General features: G+C 56.5%; 16 protein-coding genes. 9 read left to right on the top strand and 7 right to left on the bottom strand.

The genetic code is table 11. The features are described from left to right. Window positions 1-143 precede the first annotated feature (143 nt). Window positions 144-2,366 (top strand): NADP-dependent isocitrate dehydrogenase, encoded by a 2,223-nt coding sequence (locus Y5S_RS05660; RefSeq protein ID WP_035231139.1) that lies wholly within the window; start codon window positions 144-146, stop codon window positions 2,364-2,366. 233 nt (window positions 2,367-2,599) lie between these two features. Here the strand turns inward: Y5S_RS05660 and Y5S_RS05655 are convergent, their stop codons facing one another. Next, complete coding sequence (locus Y5S_RS05655; protein ID WP_035231138.1) at window positions 2,600-2,848, bottom strand: cold-shock protein; 249 nt, start codon at window positions 2,846-2,848, stop codon at window positions 2,600-2,602. A 260-nt stretch (window positions 2,849-3,108) separates the two neighbouring features. On the opposite strand from Y5S_RS05655, the gene clpS reads away from it, so the two are divergent. Together clpS and clpA are read left to right on the top strand one after the other, a co-directional pair. After that, window positions 3,109-3,495 carry an ATP-dependent Clp protease adapter ClpS gene (clpS, locus tag Y5S_RS05650; RefSeq protein WP_197055102.1) on the top strand — a complete coding sequence of 129 codons (387 nt, stop codon included), beginning with the start codon at window positions 3,109-3,111 and terminating at the stop codon, window positions 3,493-3,495. A gap of 27 nt (window positions 3,496-3,522) precedes the next feature. Beyond that, window positions 3,523-5,787 carry an ATP-dependent Clp protease ATP-binding subunit ClpA gene (gene clpA, locus Y5S_RS05645; RefSeq protein WP_035231134.1) on the top strand — a complete coding sequence of 755 codons (2,265 nt, stop codon included), beginning with the start codon at window positions 3,523-3,525 and terminating at the stop codon, window positions 5,785-5,787. Between the two features lie 112 nt (window positions 5,788-5,899). Here clpA and infA read toward each other — a convergent pair whose 3' ends face one another. From infA to trxB, 4 genes are all read right to left on the bottom strand, one after another. Next, window positions 5,900-6,118: a translation initiation factor IF-1 gene (infA, locus tag Y5S_RS05640; protein ID WP_022984063.1), complete on the bottom strand. Its 219-nt coding sequence runs from the start codon at window positions 6,116-6,118 to the stop codon at window positions 5,900-5,902. 99 nt (window positions 6,119-6,217) lie between these two features. Continuing rightward, window positions 6,218-6,937 carry an arginyltransferase gene (locus Y5S_RS05635; RefSeq protein WP_035231130.1) on the bottom strand — a complete coding sequence of 240 codons (720 nt, stop codon included), beginning with the start codon at window positions 6,935-6,937 and terminating at the stop codon, window positions 6,218-6,220. 53 nt (window positions 6,938-6,990) lie between these two features. Continuing rightward, window positions 6,991-7,722, bottom strand: coding sequence for a leucyl/phenylalanyl-tRNA--protein transferase (gene aat / locus Y5S_RS05630; RefSeq protein WP_035231128.1), 732 nt, complete (start codon window positions 7,720-7,722; stop codon window positions 6,991-6,993). 27 nt (window positions 7,723-7,749) lie between these two features. Then, a complete protein-coding gene (trxB, locus tag Y5S_RS05625) occupies window positions 7,750-8,697 on the bottom strand; it encodes a thioredoxin-disulfide reductase (RefSeq protein ID WP_035231126.1) in 948 nt (315 codons plus the stop codon). A gap of 297 nt (window positions 8,698-8,994) precedes the next feature. Between trxB and Y5S_RS05620 the strand changes: the two genes are divergently transcribed. The 6 genes from Y5S_RS05620 (at window position 8,995) to cysG (ending at window position 16,602) form a co-directional block, all read left to right on the top strand. Next, window positions 8,995-11,307 (top strand): DNA translocase FtsK, encoded by a 2,313-nt coding sequence (locus Y5S_RS05620; RefSeq protein WP_035231125.1) that lies wholly within the window; start codon window positions 8,995-8,997, stop codon window positions 11,305-11,307. 47 nt (window positions 11,308-11,354) lie between these two features. After that, complete coding sequence (gene lolA / locus Y5S_RS05615) at window positions 11,355-11,963, top strand: outer membrane lipoprotein chaperone LolA (protein WP_035231123.1); 609 nt, start codon at window positions 11,355-11,357, stop codon at window positions 11,961-11,963. Beyond that, entirely contained in the window at window positions 11,963-13,315 is a 1,353-nt protein-coding gene (locus Y5S_RS05610; protein ID WP_035231121.1) for a replication-associated recombination protein A, read from the top strand. The genes lolA and Y5S_RS05610 overlap by 1 nt, the downstream gene beginning before the upstream one ends. Next, window positions 13,302-13,700, top strand: a complete 399-nt coding sequence (locus Y5S_RS05605) for a fluoride efflux transporter FluC (RefSeq protein ID WP_052041419.1) — start codon at window positions 13,302-13,304, stop codon at window positions 13,698-13,700. The genes Y5S_RS05610 and Y5S_RS05605 overlap by 14 nt, the downstream gene beginning before the upstream one ends. Before the next feature lie 181 nt (window positions 13,701-13,881). Further along, window positions 13,882-15,174 (top strand): serine--tRNA ligase, encoded by a 1,293-nt coding sequence (gene serS / locus Y5S_RS05600; RefSeq protein WP_035231117.1) that lies wholly within the window; start codon window positions 13,882-13,884, stop codon window positions 15,172-15,174. A 33-nt stretch (window positions 15,175-15,207) separates the two neighbouring features. Next, window positions 15,208-16,602, top strand: coding sequence for a siroheme synthase CysG (cysG, locus tag Y5S_RS05595; protein WP_035231115.1), 1,395 nt, complete (start codon window positions 15,208-15,210; stop codon window positions 16,600-16,602). A gap of 262 nt (window positions 16,603-16,864) precedes the next feature. Here the strand turns inward: cysG and Y5S_RS05590 are convergent, their stop codons facing one another. Together Y5S_RS05590 and Y5S_RS05585 are read right to left on the bottom strand one after the other, a co-directional pair. Next, on the bottom strand, window positions 16,865-17,854 hold the full coding sequence (locus Y5S_RS05590) for a glycosyl transferase family protein (protein ID WP_035231112.1): 990 nt from the start codon (window positions 17,852-17,854) through the stop codon (window positions 16,865-16,867). 24 nt (window positions 17,855-17,878) lie between these two features. Continuing rightward, window positions 17,879-18,133 carry a hypothetical protein gene (locus tag Y5S_RS05585; RefSeq protein ID WP_035231110.1) on the bottom strand — a complete coding sequence of 85 codons (255 nt, stop codon included), beginning with the start codon at window positions 18,131-18,133 and terminating at the stop codon, window positions 17,879-17,881.

Below are 18,133 nucleotides of genomic sequence, written 5' to 3'. Positions count from 1 at the left end.
AAGGCTAAACGGTCGGTGCTATACTCGCCAGCGCAAGCCTTTATTAAGAGGGAGTAATCTGTTTAAACCCGCTGATCTGACGGTCAAAAGCCGACTCATATCAGGTGGGAAACACTGCCAATACAATTGGGACTTATAATTCGATGACCACGCCTAAAATTATTTATACCATGACCGACGAGGCGCCAGCGCTGGCGACCTATTCCTTTTTGCCCATCATTGAAAAATTTACTTCGATCGCAGGAATCGAAGTCGAAAGTAGCGATATTTCTCTCGCTGCTCGCATCCTCGCCAATTTCCCTGAATGCCTTACCGAAGAGCAACGGGTTAGCGACACGCTTGCCGAGCTGGGCGATCTGACCCAGGATCCTGAAGCCAACATCATCAAGCTTCCCAACATCAGTGCATCAATCCCGCAGCTTCGGGAGGCGATTGCCGAGCTGAATGAGCACGGTTACAAGGTGCCGGAGTATCCTGACGAGCCACGCAATGAGAAAGAAGAGGACATCCTGGCACGCTATACAAAAGTGCTGGGGTCTGCAGTAAATCCGGTGCTTCGGGAAGGTAATTCAGACCGGCGCGCACCGCTGGCGGTCAAAAATTATGCTCGCAAGAATCCCCACAGCATGGGGTACTGGAGCCAGGCGTCCCGCACCCATGTCGCTCATATGCGTGGCGGCGACTTTTTCTCCCATGAGACATCTACCACCGTGGAGAAGGCCTGTAATGTCCGCATCGAATTTGTGGATGCGGATGGCAATGTCACGGTCAAAAAGCCCGATCTTCCGCTACTGGATGGCGAAGTCATCGACGCCATGTACATGAGCAAAAAGGCGCTGTGCGATTTCTTTGACGAGCAGATTGAAGACGCCAAGAACACCGGGCTGCTGTTCTCCCTGCATGTGAAAGCCACTATGATGAAGGTCTCTCACCCCATCGTGTTTGGTCATGCGGTTCGTCGTTTCTACAAGGAGCTGTTCGAGAAGCACGGTGAGGTGCTGGAAGAGATTGGCGCCAACCCGAATAACGGCCTGAGCAACATCTATCAGAAGATTGAGGAACTGCCGATTTCCCAGCGCCTGGAGATCGAATCCACGATTCGTGCCTGCTATCTGCACCGCCCTGAACTGGCGATGGTGGATTCTGATCGCGGCATTTCCAACCTGCATGTGCCGTCAGATGTGATCGTTGATGCCTCCATGCCGGCCATGATTCGCCAGGGCGGCAAGATGTATGGGGCTGATGGCAAGCTGAAAGATACCAAGGCTGTCATCCCGGAAAGCACTTACGCCACCATCTATCAGGAAGTGGTCAACTTCTGCAAAACCCACGGGGCTTTTGATCCGGTGACCTGCGGTTCGGTACCCAATGTGGGCCTGATGGCCCAGAAAGCTGAGGAATACGGGTCCCACGACAAGACCTTCGAGATGACCGGTGCCGGCACTATGCGTGTGGTCCGTGAAGACGGTGAGGTGTTGTTGAGTCACGATGTAGAGGAGGGCGATATCTGGCGTATGTGCCAGGCCAAAGACCTGCCCATCCGTGACTGGGTGAAACTGGCTGTGACCCGTGCTCGCCTGAGTAATACCCCGGCTATTTTCTGGCTGGATAAAGAGCGTGCCCACGATGCGCAGCTGATTATCAAGGTGCGCGAGTACCTGAAGGACCACGATACCAGCGACCTGGATATTCGTATCATGTCTCCGGTGCAGGCGATCCGCTACACCATGGAGCGGATGATTCGCGGCAAGGATACCATTTCCGTGACCGGTAACGTGCTGCGCGATTATCTGACTGATCTGTTCCCGATTCTGGAGCTGGGGACCAGTGCCAAGATGCTCTCTATCGTGCCGCTGATGGCGGGCGGTGGCCTCTATGAAACTGGAGCAGGTGGTTCTGCGCCCAAGCATGTCCAGCAGTTCCTGGAAGAGAATCATCTGCGTTGGGATTCGCTGGGCGAGTTCCTCGCGCTGGCGGTTTCCATCGAAGAACTGGGCGAAAAGTACGGCAACAAACGGGCCAAGGTTATTGCCGCTGCTCTGGATAAGGCCAACGAGCAGTATCTTGAGCAGAACAAGGCTCCTTCACGTAAAGTGGGTGAGCCGGATAACCGGGTCAGCCACTTCTACGTCGCCATGTACTGGGCCCAGGCGCTGGCTGCCCAGGATGATGATGCGGAGCTGAAGGCCAAGTTTGCCCCGATAGCCTCCTCTCTGACGGAAAACGAAGAGAACATCGTCAAGGAAATGGTGGCGGTGCAGGGTTCGCCCATTGATATCGGCGGTTATTACAACCCTGACTTCAGTAAGGCCTCTGCAGCCATGCGCCCGAGTGCGACCTTTAACGGCATTCTGGACAAGCTGTAAGGATCCTTCAGGTGTTGTACCAGTGAGTGACTGGCAGGCCTTGGCCTCCAGTAAGAAAGCGAGTCTCGTAAGAGGCTCGCTTTTTTTGTGTCGTGGAGAAGCTGGATGGCGACTATTGCTGGTTCGATGCTGGACAGGAGGGGCTACAGCTCAAGGGGAGGGGATTGGGCTGACTGTAGAAACGGCCGGGCCAGTCGTCTGGCCCGGCGGAGGAGTACCAAGAACGCGCTGGTTTAGCTGGCTGGGCCTTCGCTACTATCGGCTTCGTTACTGGCTTCACCGTGGGCGCGCAGGTTCACTGCATGAAAACCCTTGTTGGCCGGCTGTATTTCATACTCAACCGGTTGCCCGGCCTTGAGGCTCTTGTAGCCGTCCATCTGAATGTAGGAGTAGTGCACAAACAGGTCTTCTCCCCCTTCGTCTGGCCTAACAAATCCGTACCCTTTGGCGTTGTTAAACCACTTGACTGTTCCCGTTGCCATGGTCCTTCCCTCTGCCTATCCGATGGCTTGAAGTGCCTTTCGGCACATCGTTTATTTTTATTCAACGGTATCCGCTGCGTTACAATGTAGGTGCGATACAAGGATTCTAAAGCACACTATTGTGCAACTTTTAAACATGCACTGCATGGGTGTCAACCCCGCGTGGAATCAATGGTAGCGGGGGGTTGAAAAAAGCATGACCGCCCATCATTTCATCATTGCCTGTTGACGCCAGCAGGGTTACAACGGTTTAAAGACTTATGAATTGGCAATATCAATGGCACCCGGATATGAATGAACTGAACGGCCAGGTAGTCAGTGGTCCCTCGGATTCACCCTCAGAACCGGATCGCCATGGAGACCTGGCCATTGAAGAGGCCAGACCCAAACTCAAGCCGCCTTCCATGTACAAGGTGTGGATGTTGAATGATGACTACACGCCGATGGACTTCGTGGTAGAGATACTTGAGGACTTCTTCAATATGGGGCGCGAGCAGGCCACCAGGGTCATGTTGGCGGTTCATACGGAAGGAAAGGCTGTCTGCGGGATTTATCCCCAGGACATCGCCGAAACGAAAGCCACTCAGGTGGTCGAATATGCCCGGGAAAATCAGCATCCGCTGATGTGTCAGGTCGACGAGGCCTGAATCGGGTACTGGCAGTGAGGTAGCCTTATGCTCAGTAAAGAACTGGAAATGACGCTCAATGAAGCGTTTCGCCATGCACGCAGTCACCGTCATGAGTTCATGACCGTGGAGCATCTGTTGCTGGCATTACTGGAAAACGAGGCAGCCGTGGAAGTGCTGCGCGCCTGTGGCGCGGATCTGGAGGACCTGCGGGATTCACTGAGCCAGTTTATTGAAGATTCCACCCCGCTGTTGCCGGAAAGCGATCCGGAGCGGGATACCCAGCCGACACTGGGATTTCAGCGTGTGCTGCAACGCGCGGTGTTCAGTGTCCAGTCTTCAGGCAAGAAGGAAGTCACAGGTGCGAATGTGCTGGTGGCGATTTTTAATGAGCAGGAAAGCCAGGCCGTATATTTCCTGAACTGCCAGGACATCCATCGCCTGGATGTGGTGAACTTCATTGCTCACGGTATCTCTCAGTTGCAGGATTCTACCCAGGCTCCGGAAGTAGAGCAGGAAGCGGAGGGAGCAGAAGCCGCTGCACAAGCTTCTGCGCTGGAGAACTATGCTGCCAACCTGAATGTGCTGGCTCAGGAGGATCGTATTGATCCACTAGTAGGGCGAGCCTTCGAGATCGAACGGGCGGCGCAGATCCTGTGCCGTCGACGCAAGAATAATCCGTTGCTGGTAGGCGAGCCCGGTGTGGGCAAGACCGCCATCGCAGAAGGGCTGGCGCGCATGATCGTTGAAGGCAAGGTTCCCGAGCCATTGCTGGATGCCACGGTCTATTCGCTGGATCTGGGTGCGCTGCTGGCGGGCACCAAGTACCGGGGCGATTTCGAGAAGCGTCTCAAGACGCTCCTGTCCGACCTGAAGAAAGAACCCAACGCGATCCTCTTTATCGATGAGATCCATACCATTATTGGAGCTGGTGCGGCTTCCGGCGGGGTAATGGATGCGTCCAACTTGCTCAAGCCGCTGCTGGCCAACGGTGAGCTCAAGTGCATGGGATCTACCACCTTCCAGGAATATCGTGGGGTGTTCGAGAAAGACCGTGCCTTGTCGCGCCGTTTCCAGAAAATCGATGTGGTGGAACCGTCCGTTGAAGACACGATTGGTATCCTCAAGGGGCTGAAATCCCGTTTTGAGAAGCACCATGATGTGGTCTATAGCGATGCGTCGCTGAAGGCAGCCGCTGAATTGAGCGCCCGTTATATCAATGATCGCTATCTGCCCGACAAAGCCATTGACGTGATTGATGAGGTTGGTGCCTGGCAGCGTCTGCGTCCTGAGGATGAGCGCAAGCACACCATCGAAGAGACCGACGTGGAAGATATGGTGGCCAAGATTGCCAGAATTCCGCCCAAGCAGGTGTCTTCCTCAGACAAGGAGCTGCTGCGTAATCTTGAACGTGACCTGAAGATGACCGTGTTTGGTCAGGACGATGCCATCGACACGATTTCGGCGGCCATCAAGTTGTCACGGGCAGGCCTCAAGGGCGAGAACAAACCCATCGGTAGCTTCATGTTTGCTGGCCCCACTGGGGTGGGTAAAACGGAAGTCAGCCGTCAGCTGGCCCGTGCACTGGGTGTGGAGCTGGTTCGCTTTGATATGTCTGAGTACATGGAACGGCATACCGTAAGCCGTCTGATTGGCGCGCCTCCGGGTTATGTTGGTTATGATCAGGGTGGCCTGCTTACCGAGGCGATTACCAAGACGCCGCATTGCGTGTTGCTGCTGGATGAGATCGAGAAAGCGCACCCGGAAGTGTTCAATATTCTGCTTCAGGTGATGGACAACGCTACCTTGACCGACAACAACGGTCGCAAGGCAGACTTCCGTAACGTGATCCTGATCATGACCACCAATGCTGGCGCTGAGGTGCTGAACAAGCGCTCCATTGGTTTCACCGAGCAGGACAACAGTACCGACGGCATGGAGATGCTCAAGAAGGTATTCACCCCTGAATTCCGCAACCGTCTGGACGGTATCGTGCAGTTTGCGCCGTTGACCACCGAGGTGATCCTCGGCGTGGTGGACAAGTTCCTGGTGGAACTACAGGCGCAACTGGATGAGAAGGGTGTGGTGCTGCACGTAGACGACTCTGCTCGCCGTTGGTTGGCTGAAAAGGGCTATGACAAGGATATGGGCGCGCGCCCCATGGCTCGCCTGATCCAGGAACAGCTCAAGAAGCCACTGGCGGAAAAGCTGTTGTTTGGCGAATTGGCCGAGCAGGGTGGACAGGTGGATGTGGCCGAGAAAGACGGCAAGCTCGACCTGACCGTGAAATCTGCGGAGGCGGAGCCGGCGTGATTTAGTGAACAGTTAACAGTGAATCGTTAACAGCTAAAGGCGCAAACAAAAATACCCCCGGCTCGAGAGAGGCGGGGGTATTTCTTTGGCTTGCTGCGTGCAGCGGCCCGTTTTATTTCATGCGGAAAGTGATGCGACCTTTGGTCAGATCGTACGGGGACATTTCCACCTTCACCCGGTCACCGGTCAGGATGCGGATATAGAATTTACGCATCTTTCCGGAGATGTGGGCAGTGATTACATGACCATTGTCCAGCTTCACACGAAACATCGTGTTGGGCAGGGTTTCAACGATCACACCTTCGAGTTCAATCTGTTCTTCTTTCGCCATCCAACGAATACCTTGGGTTACCGGCTACGAGCGAGGGCGCAATTATGCCTAGAAAGCGGGCCGGCTGCAAAACCTGTTGCACTTTGATGCGGGAGACGGTCATTCCCCTTGGTCAGGCAGGTCTTTCCAGGCTCCACTACGCAGGATTTCGAGGGGTTGATACTGGTTCTTGTAGCTCATCTTTTGGCACTGGTTGATCCAGTACCCGAGATACAGATAAGGCAGAGAGAGGCGTTGGCATTGCTCGATTTGCCAGAGCAGCGCCAACACGCCCAGGCTGCGGTCGTGTTGGCGTGGATCGAAGAAGGTATACACCGCAGACAGGCCGTCTTCCAGTTGATCCGTCACGGCAACGGCACGCAGCTTGCCGTTCTCCCGGAAACAATAGAAGTGCGTATCGGCCCATTCGCAGGTCAGAAAGTTGGTGAACTGCTCCTCGGAAGGGGGATACATGTCACCGTCGCCGTGGCGCTGGTTGATGTAATCCGCATAAAGGCTATACAGCTCACGGGTAAAGCGGGCTGGCTCACGGTTGACCACCAGGTCTTTATTCAACTTGCGGATTCGCCGGTGGCGACGACGTGGCCGGAAATCTGCGACCCGTACCCGGGCAGGTATGCAGGCTGAGCATTCTTCGCAATGGGGGCGGTAAAGATAATCGCCACTACGGCGAAACCCCAGCAGGCTCAATTCGCTGTAGAGCGCCGGTGACAGCGTGGCCTGAGGGTCCACAAACAATGTCGATGCCTGGCGGTCTTCCAGATAGCTGCAAGCATGGGCCGGGGTCCGGAAGAATCGCAGGGTGGAAAGATCAGTCATGGGTCCAGTTTAGCCAACAGGATCAGGGCTGAGAATCCTTACCTGACAGCTGGTCAGGCCGGTCTTTTGTCGTCAGCCGGTAAAGTGGCCCATGTCCAGCTCTCCTTGGGCCACTGGGCGGGGGCGGGGTGAGCAGGAATCCATTGCCGAAGGTGTTGGCTAAAGGTGGCACGGTCAATCATGCAGGCACCCATGCTACGAAGGTGCGGGTTCTCTACCTGCGCATCGATCAGCTGGATATCGAGGGATTTTGCTAGTGCCTGTAGCGCAGCCAGGGCGACTTTGGAACCGTTGGGCAGGGGGGAGACCATGGACTCGCCGAAAAAGATATTGCCCAGCTGAATACCGTAAATGCCGCCCGCGATGCTGTCTCCCTGCCAGACCTCAAGGCTGTGTGCGTAGCCGAGCTTATGGAGGTTGACATAGGCATTGACCATATCACTGCTGATCCAGGTGCCCTGACCGTCGCCACGGGGTGCGGCGCACAGTGCCATGATCGAAGAAAAAGCAGAGTCCAGCGTTATTGTCAGTGGTACCTGATTCACGTGGCGACGCAGACTTCGACTAACGTGGATTTGATCAGGGTAGAAGACGCAGCGAGGCGCGGGTGACCACCACAGAATGGGTTGGTAGTCCGCATCATACCAAGGAAAAATCCCAGAAGAATAAGCCCGGACAAGTGTGTCCGGGCTCAGATCCGCCCCGGCGGCCAGCAGGCCGTCGGGGTCGGTGAGCGCATCACGGGTATCCGGGAACGGCGCTCCCGGTTCCAGCCATGGCACCATAGGCTTCTGGACCTGTTGAGGGTTGAATTAGCCTTTCAGGTTGTCCAGGTAACGCTCGGCATCCAGCGCGGCCATACAGCCAGAACCCGCAGAGGTCACGGCTTGGCGGTAGATGTGGTCCGCCACGTCACCGGCAGCAAATACACCCTCGATGCTGGTTTGAGTCGCATTCCCCTCGGTGCCGCTGTTGACCTTCAGGTAGCCGTCTTTCATGTCCAGCTGACCGGCGAAAATATCGGTATTGGGCTTGTGCCCAATCGCGATGAAAACGCCCTGCAGCTCCAGGTCCTTGCTTCCTTCGCCCTGAGTGGACTGGATACGAATGCCGGTCACGCCGCTGTCATCACCGAGTACTTCTTCCAGTGTGTGGTTCCACTCTACGCTGATATTTTCCTTGGCGAGGAGCTTGTCCTGCAGGATTTTTTCCGAACGCAGGGTGTCACGACGGTGGATCAGGGTGACATGCTCGGCGATGTGGGAGAGGTAGAGTGCCTCTTCAACGGCGGTGTTGCCGCCGCCTACCACTGCGACACGCTGACCCTTGTAGAAGAATCCGTCACAGGTGGCACAGGCGGAGACGCCTCGACCCATGAACGCTTCTTCAGAATCCAGCCCCAGGTACATGGCGGAGGCCCCCGTGGCGATGATCAGTGCATCACAGGTATAGGTGCCGGAATCACCCTTGAGGGTAAACGGGCGGTTGTTGAGTTCTACCTCATTGATGTGGTCGTAGACCATCTGCGTGTCGAAACGCTCGGCATGCTGCTGCATGCGTACCATGAGATCAGGGCCTTGCAGGCCTTCTACATCACCAGGCCAGTTATCCACTTCCGTGGTGGTGGTGAGCTGGCCACCCGGCTGAATCCCGGTAATCACAACCGGCTTGAGGTTGGCGCGTGCAGCATAAACTGCCGCAGTGTAACCCGCAGGGCCGGAACCGAGGATAATCAGGCGGTGGTGCTGCACGTCACTCATGGTGGGGACTCCAGTAAAAGTAGGTGAAAGCAGGCCTATAGGTTGGGGTAACGGCTGCCTTTTCAAGGCGAGAGAAACTACAGTAAAACCCGCCGTCCGTGAAGCCTGTCAGCACGATAGGCAGGAGTAATGGTTAGCCGTGGTCTGAAAATTTATGTGATATTCTTCCTGCTCTGCTTCAAACGGTCATCCCGGTGCTGGCCGGCACCGCTCAGTTTGACTACAATCGCAATAATTTCAATTTGTTATCGTCACTTTTTCATAAAGTGTCTGGAACATTATTTATAGGGGCAAGGCGTGAGCAAAACCGTAGCCGGGCAAGGAGAGTCCGGGTTTTCCCGTCATCTCAAGCGCGGGCTGGTCGAAGGCACAGTAATTGCCTTGATTGCGCTGTCCGCGTATCTGCTGCTGGCGTTGGTCACATTTGACAGCCGAGATCCCGGTTGGTCCTACGTGGGCCACACCAATGCGGTGCACAATGCTGCCGGGCGGGCAGGGGCCTTCAGTGCTGATATGTTGTTCAGCCTGTTTGGTTTCATGGCTTATTTGTTTCCGGTACTGGTGGCTTTCTGGGCTGGCAAGGTGCTTAAAGAGCGCCATGCGGGTTTGCCCGGTAGCTGGCCGCTGTTCAGTCTTCGCCTGGTCGGGTTTGTGCTGACTATGCTGGCGGGAACCGCGCTCTCCTACATGCATTTCAGCGTCGGGGATCATCTGCCTGAAGGAGCTGGAGGCATTCTTGGCCATCAAATGGGGCAGGCCGCGCTGGATGGCTTTAACCCCTTGGGCGGCACCCTGGTCATGGTGGCACTGTTTTTGATCGGGGTGACGGTCTTTACCGACCTTTCCTGGATTGCGCTGGCAGAAGGACTGGGTGCACTGGTCATGGATGCCTTCGAGAAACTGCCGGCCTGGTGGCAGGCGCGCAAGCAGAAGCGTGAAGCTCAGAAGCAGAAGAAAGATGCCCATGAGAAGCGGGCCAAGGTGATTGAGGAGGCCCGCAAGAAGGCAGAGACCCGCAAACCGGTGAAAATTGCCCAACCCGCCAAGCCGGTGGAAAAAAGCGTCAGGGTCCAGAAGGAGAAACAGCAGAAGCTGTTTACGACGGAAGTCACCGGCGAGTTGCCCCCGATCGGCTTGTTGGACCCGGTTGAAGAAGCCAAGGGCGGCTACTCGGAAGAAGCGCTGGAGGGCATGTCCCGGCTGCTTGAAATCAAGCTCAAGGATTTCAACATCGAAGCCGAAGTGGTGGCCGTTCAGCCTGGCCCGGTGATTACCCGCTTTGAAATTCAGCCGGCACCCGGCATCAAGGTGTCCAAAATCACCAATCTGGCCAAGGATCTGGCCCGTTCGTTGGCGGTGATCAGCGTTCGTGTGGTGGAGGTCATCCCGGGTAAAACCACTGTGGGGATCGAAATTCCCAACGAGCAGCGGGAAATGATCCGTTTCACGGAAGTGGTCGGAACACAGATGTTCGATCAGTCTCCGTCACCGCTCACCATGGCACTGGGCAAGGATATTTCCGGCAATCCGGTAATGGCGGATCTGGCCAAGATGCCGCATTTGCTGGTGGCCGGTACCACCGGTTCCGGTAAGTCAGTGGGCGTGAATGCCATGCTGCTTTCCATGCTGTTCAAGTCCAACCCTGAAGATGTTCGCCTGATTCTGATTGATCCCAAGATGCTGGAACTGGCGGTTTATGACGGCATTCCCCATCTCTTGACCCCGGTGGTGACGGACATGAAGGAAGCCGCTGGAGCATTGCGCTGGGGCGTCGGCGAGATGGAGCGCCGTTACCGGCTGATGGCGGCGATGGGCGTGCGCAATATCTCTGGTTACAACCGCAAGGTTGATGACGCGAAGAAGAAAGGTGAGCCACTCAAGGATCCGCTCTGGAAGCCGGAAGACCCGATGAACCTGGAGGAAGAGGCGCCTTTGGCCGAGCATCTTCCCTACATCGTGATTGTGATCGACGAATTTGCCGACATGATGATGATCGTCGGCAAAAAAGTGGAAGAGTTGATTGCGCGAATTGCCCAGAAGGCTCGTGCCGCAGGGATTCACCTGATTCTGGCCACGCAACGGCCTTCCGTAGATGTGATCACCGGCCTGATCAAAGCCAACGTGCCGTCCCGTATTGGTTTCCAGGTGTCCTCAAAGATTGATTCGCGCACGGTGCTGGATCAGGGTGGTGCCGAGCAGCTGCTGGGGCATGGTGACATGCTTTATTTACCCGGCGGCACCAGTGTTCCGGAACGAGTTCACGGTGCCTTTGTCTCAGATGAAGAGGTGCACCGGGTTTGTGACGATTGGCGCAAGCGCGGTGAGCCGAACTATCTGGAAGAAATTCTTGATGGCGGCTCAGACCTCAACGCTCCGATGCCCGGTATGGAAAGCAGTGGCGACGGGGATGATGAAAATGATCCGCTCTACGACGAAGCGGTAGCCTACGTGACCCAGTCCCGCCGGGCCTCAATTTCGTCGGTACAGCGTAAACTGAAAATTGGCTACAACCGTGCCGCCCGTTTGGTGGAAGCCATGGAAATGGCCGGGGTAGTGACAGAAGCAGGGCATAACGGTCAGCGGGAAGTGATTGCGCCTCCCCCTGTGTAATAAGTGCGCAATAGTGCGACAGCGACCGTCCTGCACAAGGAGATTTGATGCGTAAATTGGTAATGGCGGTGCTACTGGCTCCGTCTCTGGTCTGGGCCGGCGCCACCGAGGATCTGCTGGATCGTCTGCAGAAACTGCAATCCCTGAAAGGCGGGTTTGAGCAGATGGTGCTGGATAAAGGCGGCACCCACATGCAACAGGCGGAAGGCTCGTTTCAGGTGGCCCGTGGCAACCGGTTCTATTGGTCTACCACCAGCCCGTTCTCCCAGTTGGCGGTTTCTGATGGTGAGACTGTCTGGGTTTACGATGAGGACCTGGAGCAGGTTGTAGTCCGTCCACTGAGTAATGACCTGGGGGAAACTCCTGCGTTGTTGTTCAGTGGTAAACCCTCAGATGTGGCGGCGGCCTTCAGTATTGCCGAACAGGATCGCAATGGTGCGGAAGTGACCTACAGGTTGACCCCAAAAGGCGAAGATCCACTGTTTGATCAGCTGGATGTGTCTTTCATTGGCGAGCAGCCTCATTCCATGCGTTTGCAGGATGCCCTGGGACAGAAAACCATCATCGATTTCCGGGATTTGACCATCAACAAAGGCATTGATGCCGCGCTCTTCCAGTTTCAGCCCCCGGAAGGGACTGACATCATCGAACAGTAATGAACGATCTGTTTGCCGCCGACAACGCCCAACAAGCGCAGCCCCTGGCTGCGCGTTTGCGTCCTGCCACCCTGGATGATTATGTGGGCCAGCAGCATCTTGTCGGGCCCGGCAAACCACTACGACAGGCCCTGGAGCGTGGTCAGCTCCACTCCATGATTCTGTGGGGGCCACCGGGCACAGGCAAAACCACCCTGGCATTAATCCTCTCCCAGGCTGTCGATGCCGCCTTTGTGACCCTTTCTGCGGTGTTGTCCGGGGTAAAGGATATTCGCGCTGAAGTGGAGCAGGCGCAGATTCGCCTTGCTCAAGGGCGTCGCACCGTGCTGTTTGTGGATGAAGTGCATCGCTTCAACAAGTCACAGCAGGATGCCTTCCTGCCTCATGTAGAAGACGGCACCATCACCTTTATTGGTGCCACCACTGAAAATCCATCCTTTGAATTGAACAATGCGCTGCTGTCACGGGCGCGAGTGTATCGCCTGCGTTCGCTGGCACCGGAAGACCTGTCCGGCCTGTTGCAGCGGGCGCTGAAAGAGCCTCGTCTGAACGGCATGACGGTAGAGGATGATGCGGCCGAGCTGCTCCTGAACTATGCCGACGGAGATGCCCGTCGTCTGCTCAATATGCTGGAAGTGGCAGCAGATCTTGCCGAAGGCGAAGCGCCAGTGATCAATGCGGCGCTGATGAGTGAGGTTTTGCGGGATGCGGTGCGCCGTTTCGACAAGGGCGGTGATCTGTTTTATGACCAGATCAGCGCCTTGCACAAATCGGTACGCGGCTCTGACCCGGATGCGGCGCTTTACTGGTTTGCCCGTATGCTCGATGGTGGCTGTGACCCGCTCTATCTGGCTCGTCGTGTGGTGCGCATGGCCAGCGAAGATATCGGCAATGCGGATCCCAGAGCGCTCACGTTGTGTCTGCAAGCCTGGGATGTACAAGAGCGCCTGGGCAGCCCGGAAGGGGAGTTGGCCATCGCTCAGGCCATCGCCTATCTGGCGGTGGCGCCCAAGAGCAACGCGGTGTACATGGCTTATAACCGGGCTCGCGCGCTGGTGCGCGAAAAGCCCACCAACGAGGTGCCGTTGCACCTGCGTAATGCTCCGACCAAGCTAATGAAAGACGAAGGCTACGGAGCCGAGTATCATTACGCCCATGATTTCCCGGATGCCTTTGTGGATGGCGAGAATTATTTCCCGCCCAGCCTGCGCGAGACGCGGCTTTATGAGCCGGTGAATCGGGGGCTTGAGATCAAGGTGGGGGAAAAACTGGCGCGCCTGAGGCAGCGTAATGCCCAGAGTGACTGGCAACGCTACCAGGAAGGGAAGGGGAAAGGGGATGCCGATGGCTGATGTAGGGTTGGTGCCGTGGTTGGCGGTCGCTGCCGGTGGAGCAACCGGGGCTTGCCTGCGTTTCGGCACGACCTTGTGGCTTGGCGTACCGACCATGCCAGCCTGGCCCTGGGCCACCTTCTCGGTAAACCTGCTTGGCAGCTTTCTGTTTGGGTTGCTGACGGTGGCTCTGGCCACGTTGACCAGCAGTGAAGCCTGGCGGCTAGCCATCATGACGGGCATGCTTGGCGCCCTGACGACCTTTTCCACGTTCTCTTTCGAGCTGGTGCGGATGGTGGAAGTGAAAGCGCTGGATCTGGCTGCGGGTTATGCGGCAGCTTCGGTGCTGGCTTGCGTCACGCTCGCCGGATTGGGATTGGCAGTCGGGCGACTGATTTTTGAATAACTGATGAGGAGCAAGTCGCAAGTTTCAAGTTGCAACGCGGGTTAAGCGAGGAGTGCGGCTGTAGGTTTCTGCCCGCGTTTGAACGCGGAGATGGAATTGCAGCTAGCGGCCAATCTTCATCGCGTTGCAACTTGAAACTTGTCACTTGCATCTCGCCTTTCGATTTTGGAGTAAGTAAAACATGCTGGATATTCGTGCCCTGCGTCAGGACGGCGAAGCCATCAAAGCGGCGCTGGCCAAACGTGGTTACAGCCTGGACCTGGACGCTTTTTCTGCACTGGATGCCAAGCGCAAGCAGGCTGACGTGCGTTCCCAGGACCTTCAGGCAGAGCGCAAGAAAGCCTCCAAGCAGGTAGGGCAGTTGATCCAGTCCGGCATGAATGTGGATGAGGCGAAGGCCCAGGTGGCGGAAACCCTCAAGACCCTGGATGCAGAGCTGGATCAGGAAGTGGCAAAAGCCAAGGCGATCCATGACGAGATAACCGAATTTCTCATGGGGGTTCCCAATGTGCCACAGGACAGCGTTCCGGAAGGTGCAGATGAGGACGACAACATTGAGGTCAGCACCTGGGGGACGCCGAAAAGTTTCGACTTCGAGCCAAAGGATCATGTTGATGTAGGCGAGGCCCTCAAGGGCGGCGCACTGGACTTTGAAAATGCGGCCAAACTGTCCGGTACCCGTTTTGCGGTAATGAGTGGCGGCGTGGCCCGTCTGCATCGGGCGCTAGTGGACTTCATGCTCGACATCCATAGTAGCGAGCATGGCTATGAAGAAGTCTATGTGCCATATCTGGTAGGCCCGGAAGCTCTGCGAGGCACGGGCCAGCTACCCAAGTTTGAGGAAGACCTGTTCAAAATGCAGGGCGAGCGGGAACTGTACCTGATCCCGACTGCTGAAGTGCCGGTGACCAACCTGGTGGCGGGAGACATTCTTGAAGCAGACACATTGCCGCGTCGGTTTACCTGCCACACGCCGTGTTTCCGCTCAGAAGCCGGCAGCCACGGCAGGGACACCCGCGGCCTGATCCGCCAGCACCAGTTTGAAAAGGTCGAGCTGGTGCAGATGGTCCGTCCTGAGGAATCTGATGAGGCCCTGGAGCAGCTGACGGGCCACGCTGAAGCCATTCTGCAAAAGCTGGATTTGCCTTACCGCAAGGTGATCTTGTGCGGTGGCGATCTGGGCTTCTCTTCTACCAAAACTTACGATCTGGAAGTGTGGTTGCCCAGTCAGCAGAAATACCGGGAAATCTCCTCCTGTTCCAACTTTCGTGACTATCAGGCACGCCGAATGCAGGCTCGCTGGCGTAATCCCGAGACCGGCAAGCCAGAACTGGTACACACTTTGAATGGGTCTGGTCTAGCAGTAGGGCGTACACTGGTAGCCATTCTTGAGAATTACCAGAATGCGGACGGCTCCGTCACGGTGCCTGAGGCATTGCGCCCTTATATGAGAGGCCTGGAGCGTTTGCAGTAATACGCTCCCGGCTCACTGAACCTGGGAGCAGTCATGGAATTCCTGCCAATTAGCTGGCGACTGCAGGGCAAACAGGCCCTGCTGGTCGGCGGCGGCGAAGTAGCCTTGCGAAAAGGTCGTCTTTTGCACCGGTCTGGTGCGATTCTGGATGTTGTTGCGCCGGAAGTGTGCGATGAGTTGCGCCAAATTGTGGCAGATTCGGGTGGCCAGCTTCTGCTGAGGCCGTTCAAAGATGCTGATTTGGACGGCTGCGGGTTGGTGATTTGCGCGACGGATGACAGTGTTGTCAACGCCCATATCGCCGATCTGGCTGGTGCGCGCAATGTGCCGGTGAACGTGGTGGACAACCCTTCGTTGGGCGACTTCATCTTTCCCGCCATCGTGGATCGCTCGCCCGTGCTCATCAGCATCAGTTCTTCCGGTGCCTCACCGGTACTGGCCAGAAAGCTGCGCAGTCAGCTGGAATCCTCACTGCCAGCTCGCTGGGGAAAGCTGGCCGATCTGATGGCGCGTTTTCGTCAGCCGCTCAAAGACAAACTGGATAATGTTGGCGCTCGCCGTTTGTTCTGGGAGCAAGCACTGGACAGCCCCATTGTTGAAAAGGTTCTTGCGGGCAAGGACAGCGAGGCAGAAGTCTTGCTGGCCGAAGCGATTGCGGATGCAGATGCGGACAAGCTGAGCCGAGGCGAGGTTTATCTCGTCGGGGCAGGCCCTGGTGACCCGGATCTTCTCACCTTCCGAGCCTTGCGTTTGCTGCAAAAGGCCGATGTGGTGCTCTACGACAGGTTGGTAGGCAAGGGGATTGTGGATCTGGCCCGCCGTGATGCGGAGCTGGTCTATGTGGGCAAGGCCCGCGACAAGCATGCACTGCCTCAGGACAACATCAATGAATTGCTGGTCCACTACGCTAAACAGGGTAAGAAAGTCTGTCGTCTGAAAGGGGGTGATCCGTTCATTTTCGGGCGGGGCGGTGAAGAAATTGATCTCATCGTTCAGGAGGGCATCGACTTTCAGGTGGTGCCGGGGATTACTGCTGCCAGTGGTTGTGCAGCCTACGGTGGTATCCCGCTGACGCACCGGGATCATGCCCAGTCAGTGCGCTTTGTCACCGGTCATCGCAAGGACGGTACCGTCACGCTGGATTGGGAGCATCTGGTCAGTGAAACGGAAACCGTGGTGTTCTACATGGGGCTGGTAGGGCTGCGTCAGATATGTGAGCAGTTGATGGCCCATGGACGCAAAGGCGATACGCCGATTGCATTGGTATCCCGCGGCACCACGGATCTGCAGGAAGTGATCACCGGGACGCTGGAGACCCTGGCTGATGATATCGAAGGCCGGGAAATTCATGCTCCCACGCTGATTATTGTGGGCAGCGTTGTTAGTTTGCATCCGAAGTTTGGCTGGTTCAAAAAGAGCAATGAATAGTTAATAGTGAATAATTAATAGCTAAACCATGAAAAAACCAGGTTGCAGAGATCTGGCGTAGGGCGGAAATGCCTCAGGGCATCTCCGCCTTTTTTGTGCTTCTGTGGGAGCTTGCCTGCAAGCGATAGAGAGACGGTAAAAGCGATTTTTTTGTAGGAGCGGCGCTTGAGCCGCGAAGGTGAGGTCAGCCCTGGCGAAGCTTTTCTCCTTCTCCAGGGCCTGAATTCGCGGCTCAAGCGCCGCTCCTGCGGGGGGATGGTCGCTATAGCCGGGATCGGTCGCGGCTGGCCCAGAGTTCAGCGGCCCTTGTTTGTGCGTCTTCCAGATTCTCCGCTCTGTCCAGCCCCCACAGCGCCACGGCGACAGTCTGGATGACAGCGTTTTCACCGTATTCATCTTTCGTCTCACCGCGCCAGACTTGCTTCAGGGCTTCTGCATTGGGAGAACCCGGCGGGGCGTGGCGTGGCATTAGGTTGTCCAAAACGGCACCTTCGAGCGCTTCGCCATGGCGAATGCCGGTGATGCTGGTGCGTGCGTCGGGACGGATTTCCAGTTCGCCGCCTTCCCCTTTGAACAGGAGCAGATCACGGTCACCACAGAGTTCTGCAGCCCCCTGATGCAGCGCGATATAGGCAGGATGAAAAACGCTCTGCATGGAAAGCGGTGCGCGTGCCGGGTTAAGACTGCGCGCCAGGGTATTGATGGGCGAGCGCAACCCCAGATAAAAGCGCAAGGTCAGTAGATAAGAGAGCGGGGCACAAAACTGCTCAATCGGCAGGTAAGCCAGCCCCTGTTCCTCCAGATGCTCGGCAGCCTGGTCGACACTGGAGGCTACCTTGAGGCCGAGGGCAGGGAGCAATTCGTCGGTGTAAACCCGATTGGGCGTGTGCGCCGGGCCACCGTGCAGCAAGGTGCGGATGCCCTGATCTGCCAGCAATACAGTGGCTAGCAGGTACCAGGGGTGGTGCTTCTTCTTTCCGGCGTAGCTGGGCCAATCGAGCTGCACAGCTGGAAAATCCGCCAGTGAGTCGTCACAGCGTTTGCGGCAAGCATCAAGGAAGCCGGCCAGCTCTTCCGGGGTTTCTTCCTTCACCCGCAGCAGCATCAAAAAGGCGCCTAGTTGCACCTCTTCAACCTTGCCATCGAGGATCATCTCCATGGCATCTCGGGCCTCTTCCCGGCTCAGGCTGCGGCGCGCACGTTTGCCGCGCCCCAGGGTGCGCACATATTCAGCAAAGGCATGTTCTGTCATTGGGAACTCGCTATGGGCTTCGCGTCAGTACCAGCTGGTAGCGGGGCCATGCCTGGCTACCAGCTCAAGCAGGGCTGTATGGTCGATTTGCTCAAACCCGCTGTCGCTAACCACTATGTGGGGGTGCGCCAACAGATAAGCCTTGCCGGTAAGTTTTAACGTGGATGCAAGCATCAAGCCGGCATCCGTGAACACGCAGATGTCATCTGGCTGATAGAGGGTAAGGAAGCTATCGATGCTGGCGCGATCGTCAGGTTTGAGTCCAATCAGATGCAGCAT

Origin of the sequence: Alcanivorax nanhaiticus (assembly GCF_000756665.1) — a bacterium.
Taxonomy (GTDB): domain Bacteria; phylum Pseudomonadota; class Gammaproteobacteria; order Pseudomonadales; family Alcanivoracaceae; genus Alcanivorax; species Alcanivorax nanhaiticus.
The sequence above is the reverse complement of the archived record's forward strand: the minus strand, read 5'-3'. Positions and strand labels throughout refer to the sequence as shown.